The 16,336-nt window shown below is 53.3% G+C and carries 17 protein-coding genes and 3 pseudogenes; 11 read left to right on the top strand and 9 right to left on the bottom strand.

Annotation, left to right across the window (positions count from 1 at the left end):
* Positions 1–18 precede the first annotated feature (18 nt).
* Positions 19–693 (bottom strand): SDR family NAD(P)-dependent oxidoreductase, encoded by a 675-nt coding sequence (locus tag AC221Y_RS04490; protein ID WP_486706849.1) that lies wholly within the window; start codon positions 691–693, stop codon positions 19–21.
* Between the two features lie 195 nt (positions 694–888).
* Between AC221Y_RS04490 and AC221Y_RS04485 the strand changes: the two are divergent.
* Positions 889–1,248, top strand: a pseudogene (locus AC221Y_RS04485) (helix-turn-helix domain-containing protein); the annotation flags it as partial.
* A 210-nt stretch (positions 1,249–1,458) separates the two neighbouring features.
* On the opposite strand, the gene yghU reads toward AC221Y_RS04485, so the two are convergent.
* The 6 genes and pseudogenes from yghU to AC221Y_RS04455 all read right to left on the bottom strand — a co-directional run bounded on the left by yghU (position 1,459) and on the right by AC221Y_RS04455 (position 6,125).
* Positions 1,459–2,307, bottom strand: a complete 849-nt coding sequence (gene yghU, locus AC221Y_RS04480; RefSeq protein WP_299754281.1) for a glutathione-dependent disulfide-bond oxidoreductase — start codon at positions 2,305–2,307, stop codon at positions 1,459–1,461.
* A gap of 582 nt (positions 2,308–2,889) precedes the next feature.
* Entirely contained in the window at positions 2,890–3,231 is a 342-nt protein-coding gene (locus tag AC221Y_RS04475) for a hypothetical protein (protein WP_299754283.1), read from the bottom strand.
* A 75-nt stretch (positions 3,232–3,306) separates the two neighbouring features.
* Positions 3,307–3,827, bottom strand: a pseudogene (locus AC221Y_RS04470) (transposase); the annotation flags it as partial.
* A gap of 137 nt (positions 3,828–3,964) precedes the next feature.
* On the bottom strand, positions 3,965–4,441 hold the full coding sequence (locus tag AC221Y_RS04465; protein WP_486706848.1) for a DUF481 domain-containing protein: 477 nt from the start codon (positions 4,439–4,441) through the stop codon (positions 3,965–3,967).
* A 1,050-nt stretch (positions 4,442–5,491) separates the two neighbouring features.
* Complete coding sequence (locus AC221Y_RS04460; RefSeq protein WP_486706847.1) at positions 5,492–5,671, bottom strand: hypothetical protein; 180 nt, start codon at positions 5,669–5,671, stop codon at positions 5,492–5,494.
* Between the two features lie 127 nt (positions 5,672–5,798).
* A complete protein-coding gene (locus AC221Y_RS04455; RefSeq protein WP_299754289.1) occupies positions 5,799–6,125 on the bottom strand; it encodes an ArsR/SmtB family transcription factor in 327 nt (108 codons plus the stop codon).
* Between the two features lie 102 nt (positions 6,126–6,227).
* On the opposite strand from AC221Y_RS04455, the gene AC221Y_RS04450 reads away from it, so the two are divergent.
* The 9 genes from AC221Y_RS04450 (at position 6,228) to AC221Y_RS04410 (ending at position 13,785) form a co-directional block, all read left to right on the top strand.
* Positions 6,228–7,028 carry a M14 family metallopeptidase gene (locus AC221Y_RS04450; RefSeq protein WP_299754291.1) on the top strand — a complete coding sequence of 267 codons (801 nt, stop codon included), beginning with the start codon at positions 6,228–6,230 and terminating at the stop codon, positions 7,026–7,028.
* A gap of 2 nt (positions 7,029–7,030) precedes the next feature.
* Positions 7,031–7,402, top strand: a complete 372-nt coding sequence (locus tag AC221Y_RS04445) for a pyridoxal-phosphate dependent enzyme (protein WP_299754293.1) — start codon at positions 7,031–7,033, stop codon at positions 7,400–7,402.
* On the top strand, positions 7,393–8,058 hold the full coding sequence (locus tag AC221Y_RS04440; protein ID WP_299754295.1) for an MIP/aquaporin family protein: 666 nt from the start codon (positions 7,393–7,395) through the stop codon (positions 8,056–8,058). Before AC221Y_RS04445 ends, AC221Y_RS04440 begins: the two co-directional genes overlap by 10 nt.
* Positions 8,051–9,244, top strand: coding sequence for a MalY/PatB family protein (locus tag AC221Y_RS04435; RefSeq protein WP_486706846.1), 1,194 nt, complete (start codon positions 8,051–8,053; stop codon positions 9,242–9,244). The genes AC221Y_RS04440 and AC221Y_RS04435 overlap by 8 nt, the downstream gene beginning before the upstream one ends.
* Entirely contained in the window at positions 9,241–9,951 is a 711-nt protein-coding gene (gene arsH / locus AC221Y_RS04430) for an arsenical resistance protein ArsH (RefSeq protein WP_486706845.1), read from the top strand. Before AC221Y_RS04435 ends, arsH begins: the two co-directional genes overlap by 4 nt.
* Positions 9,952–10,182: 231 nt before the next feature.
* Positions 10,183–10,836, top strand: coding sequence for a peroxiredoxin (locus AC221Y_RS04425; protein ID WP_299754301.1), 654 nt, complete (start codon positions 10,183–10,185; stop codon positions 10,834–10,836).
* Positions 10,837–11,300: 464 nt separating this feature from the next.
* On the top strand, positions 11,301–12,287 hold the full coding sequence (locus AC221Y_RS04420; protein ID WP_299754303.1) for a Stealth CR1 domain-containing protein: 987 nt from the start codon (positions 11,301–11,303) through the stop codon (positions 12,285–12,287).
* 174 nt (positions 12,288–12,461) lie between these two features.
* A complete protein-coding gene (locus AC221Y_RS04415) occupies positions 12,462–12,857 on the top strand; it encodes an ester cyclase (protein WP_299754305.1) in 396 nt (131 codons plus the stop codon).
* Positions 12,858–13,383: 526 nt separating this feature from the next.
* Entirely contained in the window at positions 13,384–13,785 is a 402-nt protein-coding gene (locus tag AC221Y_RS04410; protein WP_486706844.1) for a c-type cytochrome, read from the top strand.
* 356 nt (positions 13,786–14,141) lie between these two features.
* Here the strand turns inward: AC221Y_RS04410 and AC221Y_RS04405 are convergent, their stop codons facing one another.
* Positions 14,142–14,942, bottom strand: coding sequence for a class I SAM-dependent methyltransferase (locus AC221Y_RS04405; RefSeq protein WP_486706843.1), 801 nt, complete (start codon positions 14,940–14,942; stop codon positions 14,142–14,144).
* A gap of 115 nt (positions 14,943–15,057) precedes the next feature.
* Between AC221Y_RS04405 and AC221Y_RS04400 the strand changes: the two genes are divergently transcribed.
* Positions 15,058–15,777, top strand: a complete 720-nt coding sequence (locus AC221Y_RS04400; RefSeq protein ID WP_299748445.1) for a winged helix-turn-helix transcriptional regulator — start codon at positions 15,058–15,060, stop codon at positions 15,775–15,777.
* A gap of 132 nt (positions 15,778–15,909) precedes the next feature.
* Here AC221Y_RS04400 and AC221Y_RS04395 read toward each other — a convergent pair.
* Positions 15,910–16,336, bottom strand: a pseudogene (locus tag AC221Y_RS04395) (class I SAM-dependent methyltransferase); the annotation flags it as partial.

Genomic DNA, 16,336 nt, shown 5'->3' with positions numbered 1-16,336 from the left:
CGTCATCTTACCAAGGATTTAGGGGTCCAGATGGCGCTGCAATTCGGTTTTAGTGAACCCCGGGTGGCACGCCACTGACAAAACGCCATCGCCTTTTGCGTCAGAGCGACGACCCAACTCAAGAGTAAAGATAATATCGGCCAGCTTGCTTTGGTAATACTCGCGGCGTGTGTCATAGGGCTTTTCGAGCCGCAGGTTGTCAAAATCAATCTGTGCACCGCGATGTGCAATGCTGCTCAGGGTGACGACACGCGAACCCGGCGTGGATTTCAGCATGTCATAGAGACGGCCGGTCAAGGCAAAATGCCCGATAAAATTGATGCCGAACTGACTCTCGAACCCATCTTCAGTCGCTCCTTCAGGCGGCATCATCACGCCTGCATTGTTGATCAATACATCTAGACGGGAATATTTGGTACGAAACTGCTCTGTATACTCCTGAACAGACTTGAGGCTCGCCAGATCAACGATCCCCGCGTTAATGCTACCTTCGATGCCCTCCGCCTTAATGTCTCGAACCGCTTGGTCGACCCTCTTGGCGTTGCGTCCTGCGATAATCACATCTGCACCAACCTTCGCCAAAGCGAGTGCCGCATAGTAGCCGATCCCGGAATTGCCGCCGGTAACAAGGATCGTCTTGCCCTTCTGACTTTGAAGATTTGCGTTGATCCAGTGCTTAAGGTCGGAATTCACATCACTGTGTCCTTTTTAAGAAACGATGCTGGAACAACTACTGCTCGCTCAGCAATCAACTTGGCAGACTATAATCGCATCTCCGCTGTGCGCCAGCACCGGCCGTTGGTAGACGTGCTTCCAACAACGGCTGTCCTGCGGGTTCAATCGCTCGACGCAACACTTTAGTCTTTTTGGAAAGATGGAGTGTGGAGCATGAAGTATCGTCCCCGAGTATTTTTTACCGACAAGCAAAAGTCAGAGATATGGGATCGTTGGCAACGCTCAGAGTCGATGAGTTCGATTGGACGCGGTTTTGATCGGGGATCATCCTCGATTTATCCGCTGCTTGCGCGCACTGGCGGCATCCGCCCACCTGATCGCATGAGGTCGCGTCTCGCTCTGACCCAGATCGACCGAGAAGAGATATCCAGAGGCCTGCGTGCGAAGGTGTCCTTGCGCTCAATCGCCCGAGCCTTGAAGCGGTCACCTTCGACAATCAGTCGCGAAGTCCGGCGCAACGGTGGCACCAAACTCTACCGTGCCGCGCGTTCGGATGACGCGGCGTGGAGCCGAGTTCCGTAGAAAAGGGCCAACGGATGCGCGCATAGCAAGCACACGACAGACGACACTGAAGGACGCCCCTTCGTCCTCGACGTTTATGAACTCTATTCCTTCACCACCGATGTGATGGCTGCAATGCTTTCAGAGCGTCAAAAACAATCGCGCTACATCATGAAATAAGAGCGTCCGATAGAACCCGTATTATAATTCGCCTGAAAGTGCTTAGCCAACTTGGTCTTGGGTTTTGGTGTCGAAATCGCTGGCGGCGTGGCGTTCGCGCAATTGCTCTTCAGGGGCGCCTGACGTTCGGTTCACCATTGCACCCCGCTTGTAGGCCGGACGTTCTGAGATTTCGTCCATCCAACGGATCACATTCTTGTAGATGTCGACGTCCAGAAATTCGCCCGCGTTGTAAGAAAACCCTTGTACTGTGCGGCCATACCATGGGGCGGTTGCCATGTCTGCGATGGTGTATTCGTTGCCCGCAAGATAGCGACGCGATGAAAGGTTCCGGTCCAGAACGTCAAGCTGCCGCTTAACTTCCATCGAATAGCGGTTGATAGGGTACTCAAATTTTTCAGGTGCATAGGCGTAGAAATGACCGAAGCCACCGCCAAGATAGGGGGCTGAACCCTGCAGCCAGAAGAGCCAGTTAAGCGCTTCGGTTCGACCTGGGCCCGAGGCAGGGAGGAATGCGGAGAATTTCTCTGCAAGATACAGCAGGATTGCACCGGATTCAAAGACACGACTGCCAGTGCTGTGATCCATTAGTGCAGGAATTTTTGAATTGGGGTTCAGCTCAACAAAGCCAGACCCGAACTGATCTCCGTCGTTAATCCGGATCAGCCACGCGTCGTATTCAGCGTCGTGGCCTGCCGCAAGCAGTTCTTCCAGAAGAACGGTAACTTTAACGCCGTTTGGTGTCCCTTGGGAGTAAAGCTGCAAAGGATGCTTGCCAACGGGCAGCGCCTTTTCATGTGTCGACCCGGCGATTGGCCGATTGATACTGGCGAATACACCCCCATTTTCATCGTCCCATATCCAGGTTTGGGGGGGGGAGTACGTCGACATTTGGAGACCCTCATCGGATGTTTTAGTCAAAAAAAGATGTAGTGTTTCTTTAAACAGGTTCAACCGCCAATCGGGCCTTCAACGTCGTACGAAGCGCCGGCAATCAGGTCTGACCTTCACGCACCCAGCGGTGACTGTCTGCAGCCCACACAATTCCATATAGCGCCAAAGCGTAAAGACCTGCACTTAGCTCTCGGCAAGCGTGAGTGTGCGTGTCACGATGCAGGTCAAAAATGAAAATAAATTGTCTGCAAAAGGCAAAATTGAGTGGCAACTCTCGTTGCCGCCTCATCCCAGTGCAGACGTGTCACCTATGGTGTCCGAGAAAACTTGGTTGAGTGGGGGACATCCTCTCCAGTCGGGACGTCTTCAAAGCTAGCCGAACTGCCGCTCTTGACGCAAAGCGTGGCCCCCGCGCGGCAAAAGGGCCGGGTGACTTTCCTATTCGCGACTTGTGCACATTGGTCTCAAGGACCCGGGGCGGGACTGCTATCGAGCCACGTTCTCCGATCAAGCTGCATGGGAGCGTGCTCTGCGTCCCAGGGCGTCCCCACAGACGGGAATGCTCCTGAACGAACGTCTCTATTTCTGCTTCAATTTTTCCAATTGGTCTTTTGTGTACTTTTCCGACCACTTCCCAAGTCGCTGCCTTGGCGTTCCGTCGGCTTCAACATACTTCGGTTTCTTTTCTGATTTTTTGGCCGCAGCAGGCTCTGACTTTGTCGTCGTGTCTTCAATTTCGAGCGCTACGTCATCTTTACTGAACCGCTCTCCAATAGAAGAGCCAAGCTGTTTGGCATAGTCGACGACCTTTTTACGCAAGTCATTTGCTCTTGAAGCTTCTTTTCGCACAAGAGCTTTGGCAACCTCTATTGCGTGTTTTCGTAAGTGTTTCGCCGACATGTCATCTAGGTTCAATGTCATGATCTCTCCTTTGCTACTATCAGGCTCAAATTGAGTTATGCTCAAAAGTTGGTGACGGCGTGATTAGGCGGCATTTTAAAGGTGCTTGATCCCGTCCTTAAACTCAACCCCCTGGATGACGTCTGGCAGGCGATTTGGCCCGGATATCTTTCGCCACTTCTTCTTGGCTGGCATCCTCAGCCTGAAGACCATAGCGAGGGCGGTCTTTCGGGTCAGGCATCCCTTAGTCTTGCATGTGCGGTTTCGAACCGTGGCAAAGACGCTTTCGATCGGGCCGGTGTTCTGATGTGCTTCCAATGCTCAGCCGGAAAGTCATAAAAGGTTAGCAACACGTCGCTATCCTTGGTCAGTTTCTTGACCGCGCGCTCGGATTTCACGCCGTAGGTTTCCACGAAGAGATCGATGGCCGCGATAGCCTCTTTCTTGGTCTCAGCCATCCAAATGTCCTGCAAAGCAGCCTTCGCTTTCTCCCTTAGAGACTTGGGCATCGCACCGGTGACGTTAGCTGTCTTATGGACCCAGCAGCGCTGCTCGCGCGTGGTGGGGAAGACATCCCTTAAAGCCGTCCAAAACCCGAACGCGCCATCGCCGACAGCTTCAATCCAGTCCCTGACGGCATGAGAAATGAACTCAGCGCCGATGTGAACTCATTCGATAGGCCAAGTGAAAGGGGCGGCAGATTGCTCTGCCGCCCTGAGTTTGCTGATCCGCCTTTACGAGGGAACGTGTGGTCTTAGTTAAGCGAGTAGACCAGCGACACACCGAATGTATTGTCCGTGCTTTTAAAACCAGCTTCGGGATCGGTGTGGTATTCGGTCAGAATGCTCGTACGGAGCGCCATCGCATCAGTCATGGAAACGTTCAGCGCGAGATCGTTGAAGGCCACGGTGTCGCTGCTCGAAGTGATCACGTCCGTGTCGTTGGTCACGAACACGGTGTCGTTCAGCTTGTGTGCATAGTCAGAGGCAAAACCAACCGCGCCTTCGCTAACGTCGGCCGAAGCCACGTCGCTGAATTTGGCGAAGCGGTAACCGGGACCGGCTTGAACTGACCACTGAATGTCAGGCGTGTTGTAGATGCGGTAACCTGCACCGAAGCTGACGAAGCCGTCGGACTCAAACGACGAGAACAGTCTCGCGCAAGTTAACATAATAAACCAATGGGGCGGATATGTGCGCGTGGTGGCATACGAATTATTATCGTGCGCCACTTGTATTCGCCCGCGCGTCACATGGTTTAAAATCGGGGTGCGTAGGGTGAAATTGCGCCGTTTTCTGGTTGGGGTAATTCGGCCAATATTCCTAAAGCAACCAACTCTAACCTCCACGTGGTCGCTGTTTGGAGCGCCAATCAAGCCTTTTGGGCACGTAGCCGTTACAGGGCTGCGAGGATGCGAGTGTACAGATTGCCCCTGACAGAAACCTCCACGAGTTAGAAGGCGCGGGTGTGGCGGAGGTGTCGGTGCCCATAAAATAGATGTGACGCTTCGGCTGTATCCAACGATTATTTCTCAATCGGCCCAAAAAACTGAAAGAATTTTGCAGCTGCGGTCACAGGCATGAACTCTAGGCTCGTTCCGAGCCATCAACCACCTTCAAGGGTCGTGACGCCGAAAAGCACCCCACAGCGCGATTGCACAACTCCGACCCGCGACACCTCCAAAACAAAAAATAGGGGCATTGGAACCAATTGCCGGATAGTCCGGTCACAAAAAGACCGCATGCTCCACAAAGATACCTTGGAATGAGTCCGCGAGCGTCGCAAAAGTGCCGCCTCTATGGGCGACACTGGTGCTTGTAGTAACGAGTGATTTGAGTGCTGGGGGTCGTCCGTCGAGGGCGGCCCCTTTTCCAAACACTTCAGGCAAATACACTGCCTCGGTGCTTGATCCCTAATCAATTCCCAGAACGCGGCAAAACTTTGACCTTAAAGGGGTTTGTTTCGCTCAGCAGGGTTCGTTTCCCTGCCTTTCTTGCTTTTGTCCAAACGCTGGACACAATACCTCCACCGGCGCCGTCAGCCGCAAATGGCTTGAGGCGGGTAGGGGCAGAGCGATCGCTAGTGAAGACTGGTTCGCATGCATCTGACAGCACCTCTGGCGCAGCTTGCCGGGTGTGTCGTTCTTCGTCTTGGCATTCACGACCCTTAAACCGCCCCATCAGGCAAATGAGCTATAGATTGCGGCCACACTCACGCTCCACCCACCGCGATGGCTGCCCGTGATTGAGATATCCGAAAAGGGAAACTCGAAGCATCAGCACTAGGTGAAAACCAGGCCAATCGTGGCAGCAGGTCGCGTACTGAAGCAAAGCGCAGCAGGATCAAGCATGTCTGCGAAGGCATCAATGGCGCGGACAGGGTTGCTCTCACCGACGTCGTCGAGATGTGAAGGCAGCAACATCGTCTGATGACGGGCAACATCTTCGATAAATTGCGCCATGGACACCCTCCGTACCGAATACGGAAACCATTCCATCATTTAGGCAAAGTTGCGGGAGTTTTCACACAGCCTCCGGATCTAGCTGACGTCTAAAATCAACTGTTGGATGTCTGCTTTCGCGCGCTTCCTAACCATCAAGTAGAGAAAGAATTTCCGTGCAGTTTTCTATCTTGCCGCCACAACAGTCCGCTATCAGGAATTGCACCAGGGCGTTCACAGTAGCAAGATTGGCAGCGTAGTGAATCTCGCGCTGATGGCGCGTGGCAACAAGGACGCCAGCGCGTTTAAGGATCGACAGGTGGCCGGACAACGTCGATGGTTTCGTGCCCAGTTGCCGGGAAATTTCCAAAGCAGGCAATCCCTCGGGGCCAACCCTGACGAGCAAGCGAAACGCGGAAATTCGGGTTGGTTGCGCGAGGGCTGCAAGGGCTTCAATTGCGTCGGTCTGCTTCATATTTCGGTATTGCCCGAAATAACGAAACTTGACAAGGCGCGACTGCTGAATTAGCCCCAAATTATTTCGGCGTTTACCGAACTGTGAAGCGAGGAGACACATGTGGCCGGAACTTTAATCACGTCCGAGGTGGACTTCGAGGCAAGCGGTAAACACTCTGGATTTCTGCGCGTGCCACATTCGGTGCATCGATCAGCATACGGCTGGATACCCGTGCCTGTCGTTTCCATCAAGAATGGCGATGGGCCGACGCTCTTGATTATGGCTGGCAATCATGGAGACGAATACGAAGGGCAGATTGCAGTATCCAACCTTGCACGAAAACTGGAGCATGCTGATCTTAGCGGTCAATTGATCCTGCTGCCGATGGTGAATTTTCCTGCCGCACAGGCCGGCTTGCGGACGTCTCCCATAGAAGATGATTTGCCTTATGCTTGGGTCTTTAAAAGTGGTGGCGGGCGCACCAGCACAGCGCACACTGCGATGAGCGCAGCCAACCGCAATGGCGTGATCAACGTCATGGCTGAACTTGGCGGCGACGGCGAGGTTACGCCTGATATTTTGCTACGCGCTGAGCATGGATTGCACCGCGTTCTACATGCGTTGGATATGTTGCCAAGCTATAGGCCAGATACAGCGCAGGGCACGCGCGAGCTGAATGTGCAGGGGTCAATCTTTGCCTATACGGCGGGCCTTTTCGAGCCGCTTAAGTCTATCGGAGAAGAGGTGTCCATTGGCGAAGTTGTTGGACGTATTCACCATCCCGATACGGCGCAGTCAGAGCCAGAAATTATAACGTCGCCCCATGAGGGGATCGCTTTGTGCAGGCGGGCGATGGCACAGGTCGTGTGCGGCGATGCGATGCTTCAGATTGCATCCGATGCCCGACCCCGCGCGGTTTAAGCATGTGCGCATACCCCGTATTCCTTGACGACCTACACTATGTGGCAACCGCGCTTGACGACTTAGTCGTTCGAGCCCCTGTGCTAGAAAATGAAGACGTTGACGCCGTGCTTGGTGAGCGATCCTTACCCAGGGCCGAGAACTTCCAACGCACCGGCGCGTTCAAAATCCGCGGCGCTTACAACCGGGTATTGAACCTAACGTACGAAGAACGTGCGCGTGGCACCGTCAACTATTCATCGGGAAACCACGCGCTTGGCTCGGTGCGGGCAGACCAAATGCTCGGATCGTCTGCCGTCATCGTGATGCTCACCGATGTGCCAGCAGCCAAAATTGCAGCAGCCCGCGCCCTAAGGGACACAAAATGTCACTAGAAAGACGGCTGATGGCCGAATGGCTGGGCACTTTTTCATTGCTTGCAACGGTCATAGGTTCAGGAATTATGGCCGAGCGGTTGGCCGACGGGAACGTAGCGATTGCACTCTTGGGCAATACGATACCAACCGGTGCGATCCTTGTGGTTTTAATCACCATCTTCGGTCCGATATCCGGCGCGCATTTCAATCCTGCGGTGACGCTTAGCTTTGCCATGCGGCGCGAAATCAAAAAGCGCGATGCCGGGCTCTACGTGATCGTGCAGGTGATTGGCGGCATCGTGGGCGTGCTTGCAGCACATGTCATGTTTGAACACCCACTGATCGATCCCTCAGCCACCACCCGCAGCGGTATCGGCCAGTGGGTCGGCGAATTCGTGGCGACCTTTGGTTTGGTCGGCACCATCCTAGCCTGCATCAAGGCGCGGCCTGCAGCGGTGCCTATGGCTGTGGGTCTATACATCACGGCTGCCTATTGGTTCACGTCATCTACGTCGTTTGCGAACCCGGCAGTCACGATCGCACGCGGATTTTCAGACACCTTTGCAGGGATCGCACCCACAGATGTGATCGCTTTTATTGCTGTGCAACTCGTCGCTGCAGTTTTGGCGACTTGGTTTTTTGGGTGGCTACTGGAAGACGAAAAAAATGACTGAACGTTTTGATTTTGATGAGGTGTTTGACCGGCGGGAAGTTCCAGCCCTCAAAGTGCACCGTATGGTTCTTGGTGCAGATGGAATGGACCTGTTTCCTGCCGGTGTTGCCGACATGGATTTTCGCGCACCACCTGCGGTGCTCGCCGCATTGGAGAACCGGGCTGCTCATGGAATTTTTGGGTATGAAACCGTGCCGGATGGGCTAATGCCCGCGCTTGTGGATTGGCTGAAACTGCGACACGGCTGGTCTGTGAACCCAGATCATATTCTGCGCGCGCCCAATGTGCTCAACAGCCTGTCTATGGCAGCCAGCCTGTTTTCGGATCATGGGGACGGGATCATCGTCCAACCTCCGGTCTTCTTCGATTTTGCGGACATCATCGCAGAGAACGGCCGCCGCATGGTTACTAATCCGTTGGTCTTGTCCGATGGACGCTACGAAATGGATTTGGGGGGACTAGAGACATGCGCCGCTGATCCTCGCGTGAAAATGCTGTTTTTATGTAACCCCCATAATCCAGTAGGTCGTGTCTGGTCCAAATTAGAATTGGCACAACTCGGTACGATTTGCCGAAAGCACGGCGTTGTCGTTGTGTCGGATGAAATCCATGGGGACGTCACCTTCGCGGGCCGCGCGTATACTCCGTTTGCTTCGGTGTCGCATGATGACGCACTAAACAGCATTACCTGCCTGTCACCCGCCAAGAGCTTTAACATCGCGGCATGTTGTAGTGCATTTACAGTTGTGCCCGATCACGCGCGACGCGACGCTTTCGCCGCAGAAAACAGTCGCCTAACAGTGAACAAAAACAACGCCTTCGCAAGCGTTGCGATGGAGGCCGCTTATCTGCATGGCGGCCCGTGGCTTGATGCTGTCAATGCGTATATCGAGGCCAACCTAGCCCTGGTACGGGAACGGATTGCCGATGTACCTGAGGTCACATTGATTGAGCCGGATGGAACTTTCTTGCTTTGGTTGGATTTTCGCGCCTTGGCCTTAGAGCCTGAGAAGTTGACCTTGTTTCTGCGACAAGACGCAGGATGGGCCATTACTCGCGGCATCGCGTTCGGCGAGGGCGGTGCAGGCTTCGGGCGGCTGAACATCGGCTGTGTGCACGCGCAACTGGATCAAGCGCTGGAAGGCCTCATTGACGCTATTTCAAAGAACCGAGAGACCCTCACATGACTGACACACCCAACATCGTAGAAGAGCACTTCCATAGCATCGACTCTGCTCGTTTGTTTTCCAAAGGTGACCCAGACCACCCACCGCGCATTTTGTTGCTCTATGGCTCACTTCGGGACCGATCATTTAGTCGATTGATGACCCAAGAAGCGGCGCGGGTTCTGACGCGCCTGGGGGCAGATACCAAGACGTTTAATCCCAGCGGCTTGCCTTTGCCCGACGATGCCGACGCATCCCACCCCAAAGTGCAGGAATTGCGCGATCTGGTCAGCTGGAGCGAAGGCATGGTCTGGTGTTCTCCCGAACGCCATGGGGCAATGACAGGTATCATGAAGGCGCAAATCGACTGGATTCCGCTTTCTTTAGGGGCCGTACGCCCGACCCAAGGCAAAACGCTTGCAGTGATGCAAGTCTGTGGCGGTTCGCAAAGCTTCAACACCCTCAATCAGTTACGGGTACTTGGTCGGTGGATGCGGCTAATAACAATCCCCAATCAATCCTCGACCCCGAAAGCCTTTCTTGAATTTGACGATAACGACCGCATGAAGCCATCGCCTAACTACGATCGCATGGTCGATGTTATGGAGGAATTGGTAAAATTCACACTGCTGACACGTGGTCGGTCTGATTATCTGGTAGAGCGCTACAGCGAACGCAAGGAAACGGGCGCGGCATTGATAAAGCGAGTGAACCAAGAGGCAATCTGACGCCTGATTTTTATCTTAGGCGACGTCCCGGCAACACATCTTGCCGAGTGGCGTTGTCTCTGCCCATTCAGAGACGCGTTCGGATTCGTCTGGCAGCACCATGCGTTCGCATCCAAACCGGCAATTCTTGCAAAGACGCCGTCGGCATGCGTAAGCTTTTGGACATTCAGCCAATCGAATCAGGGTGAATCGATTGGCCTTGTGTGGAAATTCCTACATTGGAGCAACGCTATGAGCCTGCGCATCAACGACACTATTCCCGACCTCACCGTCGAAACAGACCAGGGCACCTTTGGTCTGCATGACTGGATTGGCGATAGCTGGGCAATCCTTTTTTCACATCCCAAGGACTTCACACCGGTTTGTACAACAGAATTCGGGGCAGTCGCTCAACTGGCCGATGAATGGGCCAAGCGCGGCACCAAGGTAATTGGTGTTTCCGTAGATGGTGTTGAGGATCACAAGAAGTGGAAAGGCGATATTGAGAAAGTTGGGGGCGCCCCTGCCGGCTTCCCGATCATCGCAGATGAAGGTTTGGCAGTTTCAAAAGCCTTCGACATGTTGCCGGCAGATGCCTATCTGCCAGATGGCCGCACACCGAACGATAGTCAGACCGTGCGATCTGTTTTCATCATCGGGCCGGATAAAAAGATGAAGTTGTCCATGACCTATCCTATGAACGTGGGCCGTAATTTTGCAGAGGTCCTACGCGCGCTCGACGGCCTGCAAACGGCTGCCAGCCGAGGTGTCGCAACACCCGCCAACTGGAATGTCGGTGATGATGTGGTGATACCGACCGCTGTTAGCGACACAGAAGCCAAAGAGAAATTTGGCGACTTCACAGCTGTTCTTCCCTATCTGCGAATGACCAGCTTGAAAGGCTAAGTCGCCGAAGGGCCACATTGGTTCGTGATCTTTTGGGGCCTGATTTCAGATATTTTGCAGCGGCATTGAGTGTCGCACCTTCGCTGTATCAAAGTCCGTGTTGTCCGCAGGCGCGAAAAACAGCAAAGGTCAGGATTGGGCCCATCACGGCAGGGCGCGACGGTGCGGCTATCTTTGCGTCGGCATCCTTGAACTTTTTGTAGTTCACGCTGAGCCACATTCTTTACCGCTCTCGATGAGATAACACCGGGTACTTCAACGACGACAGAATGCCTTCGTATATGCCCACCTTAGATGGCAGCGCGAGCAATGGCTCAATCTTTGCAGATCGATAGGGAAATCATAAGACAAGCCAAACACGGCGCCAAGAAAGGCGAACTTGCACCGCTGAAAGATATTATGTTCTACCATCTACGGCGACGAGACCTATGTAAGGGTCTTCTACGAATGGGCATGCAGATAAATTGATCAATACTTTAGATATCAACACTGATCCCATTGATGCCGTCATTACTTGGGTCGATGGGAACACGGTCTCTCACCAGCGTAAACGCTCCCAATACATGGCAGCATCTGGCAGTACGCTTCATGAGAACGCGACTAACCCTCATCGATGGGGTAACAATGATGAAATCCTGTATTGCCTACAATCCATCGAAAACTTCGCACCCTGGACGCGAAAAATCTGGATCGTTGTCGATAGCGAGACCCCAAATCTATCCGTACTTTCCGACGCCCTACGCGCCAAGGTTAGCTTCGTGTTTCACCGCGATATCTTCGAAGACTTCAGCGCAGTTCTTCCAACATTCAACTCTCTGGCAATTGAAAGTATGATGTGGAGGATTGATGGGCTCAGCGAGCGCTTCATGTATTTTAACGACGATGTATTTCTCTCCGCACCGCTGCTTCCGATAGATGTTTTTAGGGGCTTTTCGCCTGTTCTGCGCGGACAATGGGTCGACTACAGCGCATTGCTTCACGAGCCCGATATGAGGAAGGATCCAGCAAAATTCAATCATTTCATGCAGATAAACGCAGCTCGCATGGCGGGGTTTAATGCGGGCAGGCTTTTCTCTTCAGCCCATGTTGTCCATCCACTCAGACGCACAGTCATGGCGCAGTTGTTTGATCAGCACTCGGATGCCTTCATTGAAAATATCAAACATCGTTTTCGTGACCTGAGCCAGTTCCTGCCTCAAGGCCTGCATAATCACCGCTCCATTATAGACGAGAGCGCCGTTATTCATACAGTAGATGATCATCTACACATTGAGAGCGGGCAGGGAATTGGTTGCCCTCCAGCCGAAACATGGGCGCTTTTGCAAAGTGCCAACAGACCTGAGATTAAATTTCTTTGCGTTAACGATTTGCCCCAATTGGAAGTGGTGATCCCGGAAGCACGTGAATGGCTACGCCGTGTGATAGGTGGCTTTCCAAGTCTGACACGTTAGAGATCACGACGACCGCGTTTCCAAATAGCGGACCCGCGAACAGCGCTCAAAGAACGGCCGGTTCACGCCCAATGCTGGCATGACGAAAAAGACGGCGTGGCTCACGTTTGGTTCCTGCTCGGAGCCGTTTGAGGTATATTCAAGGTATGAGTACCCCAGCAGGAGAGAGGCAGGATGACCGAAAAGGCGAGGAGGGTTGGAAGGATGGCAATTGAGCATGCCGCTGCTTGGACTGAGGGGAAGCCGGACAAGATTGCAGAATTATTTTCAGAAAACGGGACCATCACCGTTAACGATGGGGAAACACATGTGGGTCGAGCAGAAATAGCTGACAACGCTAAGGGATTGCTGGCGACCTTCCCTGGTCTGGTTGTGCGATGTCATGAAACTCGTCACGCCGGAGACAGGGCCGTATTCATCTGGACGCTCGAAGGTCATCACACCGATACAGGAAATTTCGTCTCTTTGCCTGGCTGGCACGAATGGGAACTCGACGGCGACATGTTAGTCAGTCGCTGCCGAGGTTTTTTTGACGCTCAAGACTTTGAACGCCAGATCGCCGGAAAATGACCGGCGATCAATCCAAATTCCCATATGCAAAGACCGCTTCGTCCCCGCAGAGCGGTCGTTCATCCGGTCCCCGGGTGCTGCCACGCAGCGAACGACATGGTGTGTTTGCGGTTGCCGCTCTCCTCGGGCGAACGAGGTCCAGTATACTGGCCTCACAATTCTTTAGCCGTAGAGGAGAATGAGCGTGCAGCGCTCGCACCCCAGCTGGTTTCTTCTGATAATTCCTAGGGCACAAGTCGCCGCGGTACGGACTGATTTAAATCAAGGATGTTTGGCCCTTGAGCGCGTAGACACAAATGATCGGCTAGAAGCGCAATGCGTTGGCAATGGCCTCGCGTTGCCCGGCCAAAGGAGATCGAAATGCTTGGAAGACCAGTCCCAATATTTTCGTTGGCAAGCGCTGTCGTATTTGCGCTAGCGCCAACCGCATTGTATCCAGCCGGAGATCATGACTGGGGGCCACGACGAACCCCTTGAGACCATGCGCGAAATGCACAGCAGTCACGAGCACGAGCATGATTTCGGTGTGATTGATGAGATGACCGACGAGCAGCGAGAGCGGCTGAATAGCTTTATGACAAGTATTGGTTTGGTCATGCCACCGATGAGTTCCCACCGGGGCCGTGAAGTCTTTCTGGAAAAAGGTTGCGTGGTTTGCCACTCGATCAATGGTGTCGGCGGCGAAGTTGGCCCGAGCCTTGATGCCGCAGACATGCCCAGCCCGATGAATGCCTTTGAATTTGCAGCCAGAATGTGGCGGGGCGCGCCGGCGATGGTTCTGATGCAAGAAGATCAATTGGGCGAATTCATCAACCTAACAGGGGAAGAGCTCGCCGACCTCGTCGCTTTCGTTCACGATGCCGAAGAGCAAGAAGAACTTAGCACCGATCAGGTTCCGGAACAGTTTATGAAAATGATCAACCCGTGAAGCGAAGCGTCTGCGTAAGCGTATTGGCTGTTATGGTGAGAACAATATCGCTGGGGATATCTTGCAGAATCAAATGTCCGTTCTGTCCTGCGGTTTCAATCGGTCGACGCAACACTTTAGCCTTTTTGGAAAGATGGAGTGTTAGGCATGAAGTATCGTCCCCGAGTATTTTTTACAGACAAGCAGAAGTCAGAGATATGGGATCGTTGGCAACCCGGGAGGCTTGATTTGGCCGATCCCCTTACCAAAATAAACTAATCGACCTGTATGGCGAAAAAATCTGTCCGCCAGGCCCGAAACTGGATTTTTTCAACAGAATAAGCCCAAACCTACCCTGAGTACCAATGGTTTGACTGTTACGGTTGAGCAATCAAGCACCGAAAACTTGCACCGACCCGGACAGTGCCATCGGATTGCAGAAACGGTGCGAAAGCGGCGGCATAGGCAGACCTCACAACCTCGTCGCCAGAGTGCTCCATTGCCTTTACCGCGACCCCAGCCGAGCACATGCCGCGGACTGCAGTGTCCAGATCTGGATAAATCCATACGCCATCGACATCAAACACATCAGTCGGCGTCAATCCCGCGCTGGAGGCAAATTCCCTTAGTGTGCTCTCATCAGACAGAGCAAAGGGGCCGGGTGCGCCGGGCGGCGGCGGTGGCAGAAGCGGTTTTAAGACTGCCACCAACGACGCGGCGTCCATGCCTTCGGGGTTGCCCCAAGTCACTATAGCCACGGTTCCGCCAGGTTTCGTGACTCGTCGGGCTTGCCCCAACGCCAGCGCAGGGTTTCCAGCGTACTGAAATGAATTGAATCCAGTAACGACGTCGAAACTATCATCTTCAAAAGGAATATTTTCCAGATCGGCAAGTTGAAAATCGGCTTTACTTGTTCGTTCCTTCGCGATCATCAACAAGGCTTCGGAGGCATCAATGCCGGATACTTCGGCGCCAAGGTCTGCCGCCAAACCGGCGGCCATTCCAGAACCGCAACCCACATCCAAATAGCGGGTTGTACTGCCGACTTCTGCACGCTTTAGGACTTCGTGATAAACGGGGAGGCAGGATCGCTCTTGAATCTCTGCCCAGTCGCGCGCACGGGCGCCCCAAAGTTGCCCGTTCACCTTCGCCGTTGTTGGTTTGCGTTCTTGTTTCATTTGCAGCCCCTCTTTTGGTTAATCTAGATATGTTGAGATAATTGGATACCGACCCGTTCAGTTCCACTTCAATATCTGAAGTTGATTTGGCGTCCGGAATACTTACGCTTGTCAAATGAGCACTCAAACCAAATACGGCCAGTACTGCCCAATCGCAGCCGCAGCAGAAATCATTGCAGAGCGGTGGACCCCGCTTATCCTTCGTGGTCTTTTTTCTGGTTTAACCCGTTTTAATGAACTGCACGCAAGCATGCCGCGCTTGTCATCTGCACTGCTTTCAAAGCGGCTCGCCCAACTTGAACACATGCAAATTATCGAACGACAACGTGTTGGGGTGGGCAATAAATTCGAGTATCACTTAACCAAAAGCGGCAACGCCTTGTGGCCGGTGCTGGAACAAATGGGAAATTGGTCGCAACATTGGCTCCGAGATTCCATGACATCGTTGGACAACATTAATCCCGATCTATTTTTTTGGGAGGTTCGGTTTGCCAATATGTCAAACGAGGCAGGGGTGAAAAAACGCCGTGCTGTCGAGATCAGATTGACTGATACCGAGGCGACCAAACGATTATACTGGATGGTATTTGAAGGTTGTGAAATTGACTTGTGCAAGAAAGATCCGGGGTTTGAAATCGATCTTTGGGTAACAGCACCGGTGCAGGTACTCGTCAAAGTCTGGATGGGCCACATAAGGTTATGCGACGCGATCGATATCGAACGAATTTCCCTTCATGGCTCTAGTAAAGAAGTCGAGGCATTTGGTGTCTGGTTCAAGGGTAGCAGTTTTCAGGAAGTAGGCCTTGCGGCAATTTCACAATTGAATGATGGCTAAGTCTAAGATCATCGATTTCCAGCGTGTGTTTGAGCGGCAGCAAAGTCCGACAGAGCCGCCCTCGGCTCGTGTTGCAACGAACGTCTGCCCGCCGCCCGAAGCGATCACTGCGCCAAGCGCAAAACCCCTCAATTACGGCATGCGGCAAATAAACGTCGTCGCCGACAGTGGCATTGCCATACCGTTCGATCCGAATGCCTCCTGAAGTGCGGATAGCATCTCAGAAGCGACTTCTTCCGGGTTAACGCCACCACGTTCCCTGATTTCGTCGATGAGCGGGTTGCCGTAGACAAGCGCTGTTGCAAATGCTTCTGGGTTGTCGATGGTCTTGTTAAATTGGATAGTCTCATGCTCCACATCCCACCATCCTCCAGCAGCCAGATCGGCTCGAACCACTTCAGGGTCTCCATAATGAAAGGGGACTTTATAGAAGCCGGGCGGATCGTCTGGAAAAAATTTCGCACCTACATCATGCGCCATTTTCGAGAATGGGTTTTCGGACATGGCGCTCCAGACATTGAAAATATAGCGTCCGCCCGGTTTCAGAACCCGAGCCGCT

The sequence above is a fragment of the Boseongicola sp. genome (genome assembly GCF_057460485.1).
Note: the sequence above shows the minus strand (reverse complement) of the source record. Positions and strands in the feature narration are given on the sequence as shown.